This is a genomic window from Desulfobaccales bacterium, assembly GCA_041648175.1.
In the GTDB taxonomy this organism is placed as follows: Bacteria; Desulfobacterota; Desulfobaccia; order Desulfobaccales; family 0-14-0-80-60-11; genus 0-14-0-80-60-11.
Window position 1 is genome coordinate 1 of sequence record JBAZPO010000042.1, and the last position, 6678, is coordinate 6678.

The window sequence follows — 6678 nt, forward strand, 5'->3', positions numbered from 1 at the left end:
AATACGGGCACTCTGTACAAAACAAAGCAACAGACAAAGCAAAAGCCAGCCGGGCGTTATTGTTTCAATGTAAGCTGCGGAATCGCATATCCGTATATCTATATATACGGATATCTCACAGGTCCAGTGTTGGTTGCTTGTGGCGTTAACTATTATTAACAACCGTAAGGCTGCATTTACAGGAGACGATACGGTTGCCGCTAAGTGTTATTGGAATGTGTTGGTAGAATAAGGTCTTTTCGCTATAAATACAATTTGTTCAGTGTGTTGAATAAATTGTGATAGCTTCTTTTTTGCCCGGCCGCCGATGGCGCGTGGGGGGGCTAGCCAGGGCGCCGGTTGGTTTTGCCTTTATGCGTCTTCTCCCTAAGCTTAACATTCTGATGCGCAAGCTTCAGTTTGGCTAACGCTTTCTCGCAGCGCGCGCGGGCTTTGGGATCTTTAAATAATTCCTTCTTATAATCCGCGAGGGTGTAATGCGCCTCTTTAAGCGGTTTCATCTTAAGTATGGAAAGCTCTGCCTTGTACGCTTTGCGGATCTCGGGGTCTTTAAGCAGCTCTTTCTTTTTATCTTCGTGCCGGGTGTATTTCTGTTTCATGGGGAAGGCCTCTTTGACTCGGCTACCGGGGAGGGATATCCGTATATACAGATATATGGATATCTACTCCGTCAGCTTAGAATAGAAGGAATTTAAAACTTCAAACGCCGCCGCCAGGTCCGCGGGCAAGCCGCACGCGCCGGCCATCGCCCCGAAGGGCGCCTTCCACGCGGCTGGCGGCCGGGCGAGAGCTGCCGGCAATGGGTGAGTCTTCCGGCGCTTAAAGGTGGCGTCTAGCGCCAGCTGGACCTTGGCGCGATCCATCTTGGCGGAGCCAATTAGCAGAAGCATGTCGATAAGGTCACGGGCGCGGGAGTTGGGCGTCTCGCGCGGCAGGGTGTAGGAGTGAAGCTTTTCCGCGAAGTGCTGCTCCTGCGAAATAGTGGGGAACGCCGCACCGGGTATGCCGGCGAAAGCGAGCCAGTCATGGGCCTGCGTTGTGTCGAACGGTGCAAGCACCACATCGCCGGCGCCGACATCGAGGTGAAAGCGCACGAATGTCCGGCCATCGAGGCGTGCCTCGACAGGGAAACGGGCGCCGCCGTAGGGCGCCGCATCCAGGTCCAGCATGGCTTCGCCGATATTGAATGAAAAGAAATCACCCAGGTCCCGGGCTGCGGACTCCGCGAGCGCTTCGAGGATTAACGTTTTGAGGGGGAGATCTTTCTCTTTGCCCAGGGAATGCCGGAGGGCCAGGTCGATATCCTTGGTTGCGCGGGCTTCTTTCATGCGCAATTCCAGGGCATAGCCGCCTTTGAGGATCCAGGCTGCGTCTTTTCGGGCGAACAGGCGGGCCAGCAGGCGATCAAAAGATACCTCCCGCATAAGACGCTGGAGATTTAATTCTTCGGTTTTAGCTTTTTGTTTAAGCCGGTCTTCTAATGCGCGGCGGAACGCCGTGGGGGTTGCATACTTCTTCGGCTTATCCATTATTGGTCTCCCCTGAGTTGTTCGATCTCTTTCTTTATGGCGGCAGGAATCCGTCCGTTGCGGGCCAGTTCCGTGCGGGTAATAAGCCCGAGCTGGAACGCTTGCTTCACCGCTTGCTGCATGTGATCCATCTGGACCGTGCGGACGACCAGAAGATCAGCGATGGTTTTAAGCGGCCGGGTTACTTTGACACTGAATCTGGTCTCAATATCGTCTTTGTGTACGCTGCCCCGGTGAAGGACCGGGGTTTTAGACAGGGTCTTCCTGCGTTGAAAAGAGCGAGGTACGGTCATGTGTAGTGTGGCCGGATTGATATCCGAAAGATCATAAAGGCTTAGCGCCGTTTCATGCGAATAAACGCCCTGCGGCACGTCGTCGCGGTTACGCGACCATAGCCACCAAAACATGAGGTCCGGCCGTTCCGCCGGCGGAAACTTGGCCAGGCGATAAATACCGCGGCGCTCCCTGATCCAGTTGCCTGTCCGGACATGGTAGCCATGGTTCTTCTGACTGAAACCCGCCGCCGCCGCCTGCTTGGATGTGAAATAACCACCCTGCCCCTCAGCGATTTCGTAAAGGTGCTCAAATGTTTCTTTATGGCTGTGGCGGTTGTTGGACATATACAATACCCTTAATTATTAAGGTTATTGTATCATAAAACAGGGGGAAGTCAAGGCAGGCGGATATCCATATATACAGATATCTAAGACCCTAAAAAACAGGTTAAACTTCTCCTGGCCGCCCCCGCCCTACCCTCCCCCAGTAGCGTGGAAGTGGTACTTTTACGACACTCAGATAATAAAAAGAGAAATCGTCCTACGAGAGGGGGGGAAACCAGACCGGACTTTCGCGACACTGGCGGCGGATCATTAAAATGTGGATATATACAGTTAAAACCGAGAGGGCATTTCTTGGGAAAGAAACGCCCTCTCGGGAACCGCCTACAGAAGGCAGGAGCTATTTATTCTGTTTATTTAGTCTCTCCGCTATCCACACGTGTGCCCGGTGCCCCAGGTAAGCGCCAACCGCGAAGGTCATGGGCGGTAAGACTATCTGGAATATCTTCGGGAGGCACGAATAATTATTGGCACCTAGAATGATTGGAAGCACTATGCCTGCTATCGCACCGATAAAGGCGCCGAATCTCTTTTTCACGTTAGTCTCCTTACTGAATATTGATCAGATTTCGCTTTGTCTTTCACTCCGGGGGACCTGATGTCCCCCGGAGAAGGCCTGACTATCCAAACGTCGGGCCGCAACCACTTTGCTGAGAGCAATACTGTCTCGGGATGCATACCTGTTTGATAACGGACACCGCCTTGCAGATCATATACGATGCTGTACACTCCGGGACAGTCCAGACTTGGCCAACAAAATAGCCAGCCGCACAGACACCTGCCACAACGGTGCAGACATCTTCGATTACGGAGGTATCATAGCAGACATCTTTCCAATCCCAGGCGACGCACGTGCAAGTGCCTTTTGTGGACGGCTGCCTGCAGCGATCAGGAAGTAAATAATCCGAGTCCTCGGACGGATACACGAAGTCGAACTTTTCTTTCAAGGTACCCTGGTCACGCAGACATTCGAAACCCGGGCGGAACTGGGGCCCATACCCATGCGCATTTACATAAGCTATTGCGGAGCCGATGGATTCATCCATAGCCGCTACCGTTCTTGAAGTGAGAACCAGAGTAGCATTCTCTGCGGCACCATTTTTAACGTCCGCGGGCGTCCCTGTGTTTATAAACGAAACCGGAGTCGGCTTCGGTTGTTCACACGCTATATTATCATTTCGGCAGGAATCGGTGTTTTTTATGGTCTCCATAAAATTCCTGGCGCCAATGCCTCTGCCGTCAAAGTCGAAGGGCATCGGCGTTTCACCGGCGTTCGCGAAACCGGCCCCTATGGATACCATCACAGCCGCCGCTATCATTATCTTTTTCATCTGTTTTCTCCGTTCTTCTTAAGATACCGCCGGAAGCCCCCGCCGGTTTTTGCCTACACCCTTGTATAGAGCAATATTTATGCCAAAACCGGGAAATAGGCAAAAGACGCCCTTGGCCGGGGAGTATCTCGTCGGATAAACGGGAGTATCCTATTGTTTTCGGCAGCTTTGCGGAGACACCGAAAATAGCAACAAACGTCTTATCTGGAACTTTATTGGTTCTTTATGGAACCGCTTTTGGTAGAATTCCTATAGGACCGGCGGCATAAGGGGGCTTTTTCATGGACAGACTCGGCATCCTGGTGGTGGACGACGACAAGCTGGCGCGGGATATCATGGGCGACAACCTGGCCGGCCAGGCGGTGGACTTCGCCGCGGACAGAGCCTCGGCCGAGCGCAAGCTGAAGGCCGGGCATTACGACATTTGTTTTATAGACCTGATGCTGGGCCCGGATGACGATTATTCCGGCCTGAAGCTGATCCCGCTGGCCGTGGCGAAAGGCGCATATTCCGTGGTAATGTCGAGCTGCGACACCGAAGAGACCATAAGCAAGGCTTACGCCCTGGGCTGCAAAGAGTTCTACGTGAAGGGCAACGAGGCGGCCAACGTTTCGGCGATCATAGCCCGGTATCTGCAGGGCGGCGCCGGCAAGAAGGTGGATGGAGTTTTCTTAAAAGACTTTATCACCAATGACCCAGAAACGCGGGCCATGGTGGTAGAGGCTTTGAAATACGCGCCTACGAACCTGCCGCTGCTGCTGCTTGGGCCCTCCGGCACCGGCAAGACCACGCTGGCCGAGCTGCTGCACAGACATTCCGGACGGAAGGGCGCTTTTGTGGCCATGAACTGCGCGGCCTACACCGAGGACCTGCTAGAGTCGGAAATATTCGGCTACAAGCGCGGCTCTTTCACCGGCGCCCAGGAGAACCGCAAGGGCAAACTGGCGCAGGCCGACAGGGGGACGCTGTTCCTCGACGAGATAGGGGCCATGAGCCAGGCTATGCAGGTGAAGCTGCTCAAGGCTATAGAAGAAAAATCGTTCTACCCACTCGGGGCGGACAAGCCCGAGTATTCCGACTTCCGCGTGATAAGCGCGACGCTGGAGGACGTGCAGGGGATGCTGGCCCAAGGCAAACTGCGTTTCGATTTTTTCCAGCGGGTGCATGGCATGACGGTGGCGCTCAAACCCCTGGCGCAGAGGAAATGCGACATCTTCCCGCTGATAGGGGCGTTCACGAAACACGCGAAGCGGCTGGCCTTCGAGCCGGCGGCTAAGGAATACCTGCTGGGCCACGCCTGGCCGGGCAATACGCGCGAGCTGAAGCACTTTGTGGACCTGATGGCCGCCGGCGCGGACGGGCAGATCACCCTTGAAATGGTCTCGCGCTATTTAAAACAGACCGCCGCGCCGGCGGCGGTAACTTTCACGCAGGCGCAGTACGACTACGCGCTCAAGCACGGCCTGGCCGGACTGGCCGAGGACCTGAAGGCCGCTATCATCCGGCACAACCTGGCCGAGAACCACGGGAAGAAAGCCGCGGCGCTAAAGCAGCTCGGTATCTCAAAGCGGCTGCTGTATATGGTGGTGGAAGGAAAGACCCGGAAGGGGGAGGAGAACGATTATGCCTGATATGAGCAAGCTACAGCACAACATAAAGTCCATGGCCGTCAGCCTGAAGGAGGCCGCCGAGCAGCTGCCTAGGTGTCCGGACGAAAAGAGACTGGGAAGGGTGGCGCTGATGCGCGAGACCGCGCAGGACATTGCGCGGCTGCTGACCGAGCTGGAGACGGAAATGAAGAACAACGGCGCCGGGCAGCCTTAGGCCGGGCCCTGCCACGGCGATTCTTTACCGATCACTTTAAGCCAGGGCAGGCGGGCGAACCGTTCCGGCGGATGCCCGGTGGCCAGGTAGAGATCTGTAAAACCTTTTTGCCGGAGGTCCGCGGCTATATCCTCGCCCTTTACGTCGCCGCCGAGCTCGGAGTCTATGTAGATGGGCGTGGTTTTAGGGAAAGTCTCGAGGACGGCCAGGAAATCGGCGGGGTTCCGGAAGCCCTTCAACTCTATGCCGGCTTCTTCGGCGGCGGTCTCCCAGGTCATATGCACGAGGGCGCTGTCGTCTATTAAGACCGCTAGCGCCGGCAATGGGGCACCGATCTTGATAGGTACGAAGTCGGACAGGCTTTTGGGAATCATCCTGACGCCGAGCCGGCCGCATTCCGCTATTATGCGGGGTTCTTCGCTGCGGCTGGTGACCAGGATGGTCCGGGCGCAGAGGCCGAGTTCCTCGGCCAGGCTCAGGCCGGTTTCTTTAAATCCCGATAATTCGTAATCGAAAAGGCAGACCGCTTTGCCGGCTTGCCCGGGGTTTTCTTTTACCCAGGCGCGCAACGGCGCCGGTTCGCTGAAATGGTGGTCTTCGATGTTGTGCTCTTTGGTCCGGGCGGATTCGAAGCGGCCGCGCCATATCTGGTGGACGCCGGGGTCGTCGTCGAGGACGACGACAGGCAGGCCGGGGGTGAGTTTTAGCTCGCTCACGAAGTAGGCGGGGGCTGCGGCCTTCGGAAGTTTAATTACAACCGAAGTCCCTTTGCCCGGCGCCGAAGTGATATCGAGGCGGCCGCCCCAGCTCTCGGCCGTGGACCTGGCGTGGAAGAGGCCGAGGCCGGAGCCGCCGGCTTTGCCGTGGGTTTCGCCGCGCCGGCCGAGCTTCGCCAGGATCTCGGGGGGTATGCCTTTGCCGTTGTCGGAGACGGTCAGAATAATATTTTCAGTCTCATGGCTGAGGTCCACGTCCACCGCGCCTTTGTCGCCGAGGGCCTCGACGGCGTTGTTGACCAGGTTGGAGATCATGCGGCGGAATTCGACTGGCTGCAGCCTGGCGAACAGGCCGTAAGATTCGCGGGTTAATTTAAAATCGATGCTGACGCCGGGCTTTGATTCGAACGAGAGGCGCTTCTCCGTAACTACGGGATCGATAAGGCTTGAGAGCAGGTGCACGCCCGGGGGCTCGCCGGCGGCCATGCTGCCGGAGGCCGCGGTGGACGCGGGGCCCGGCTGCTGGCGGTTCTTTTCGAGAAGACTGTTTGCCACGTCGCGGATGCGGTTGAGGGAATGGCGCACTATGACGCGCTGTTTCTCCGGGAGCTGTTCCATGTGCTTGAGCGCGGCGTCCAAGGCGACGAGCGGGGAGCGGATG

7 protein-coding genes are annotated in these 6678 nt (G+C 56.4%); 2 read left to right on the forward strand and 5 right to left on the reverse strand.

The features are described from left to right. Window positions 1–323 precede the first annotated feature (323 nt). The 4 genes from WC600_18430 to WC600_18445 all read right to left on the reverse strand — a co-directional run bounded on the left by WC600_18430 (window position 324) and on the right by WC600_18445 (window position 3477). Window positions 324–599, reverse strand: coding sequence for a hypothetical protein (locus tag WC600_18430; GenBank protein MFA4904708.1), 276 nt, complete (start codon window positions 597–599; stop codon window positions 324–326). Between the two features lie 63 nt (window positions 600–662). Then, the gene (locus tag WC600_18435) at window positions 663–1529 is read right to left on the reverse strand and encodes a nucleotidyl transferase AbiEii/AbiGii toxin family protein (protein MFA4904709.1); all 867 of its coding nucleotides are present in this window, start codon (window positions 1527–1529) and stop codon (window positions 663–665) included. Continuing rightward, on the reverse strand, window positions 1529–2149 hold the full coding sequence (locus WC600_18440) for a type IV toxin-antitoxin system AbiEi family antitoxin domain-containing protein (GenBank protein ID MFA4904710.1): 621 nt from the start codon (window positions 2147–2149) through the stop codon (window positions 1529–1531). Before WC600_18440 ends, WC600_18435 begins: the two co-directional genes overlap by 1 nt. Window positions 2150–2766: 617 nt before the next feature. Next, entirely contained in the window at window positions 2767–3477 is a 711-nt protein-coding gene (locus WC600_18445) for a hypothetical protein (protein MFA4904711.1), read from the reverse strand. Between the two features lie 281 nt (window positions 3478–3758). Here WC600_18445 and WC600_18450 point away from each other — a divergent pair, with 281 nt between their 5' ends. Both WC600_18450 and WC600_18455 read left to right on the forward strand, forming a co-directional pair. Beyond that, window positions 3759–5108 (forward strand): sigma-54 dependent transcriptional regulator, encoded by a 1350-nt coding sequence (locus WC600_18450; GenBank protein ID MFA4904712.1) that lies wholly within the window; start codon window positions 3759–3761, stop codon window positions 5106–5108. Next, window positions 5101–5301 (forward strand): hypothetical protein, encoded by a 201-nt coding sequence (locus tag WC600_18455; GenBank protein MFA4904713.1) that lies wholly within the window; start codon window positions 5101–5103, stop codon window positions 5299–5301. The genes WC600_18450 and WC600_18455 overlap by 8 nt, the downstream gene beginning before the upstream one ends. Here WC600_18455 and WC600_18460 read toward each other — a convergent pair. Continuing rightward, a complete protein-coding gene (locus WC600_18460; GenBank protein ID MFA4904714.1) occupies window positions 5298–6572 on the reverse strand; it encodes an ATP-binding protein in 1275 nt (424 codons plus the stop codon). The two genes, WC600_18455 and WC600_18460, sit on opposite strands and share 4 nt — an antisense overlap. Between the last annotated feature and the right edge of the window lie 106 nt (window positions 6573–6678).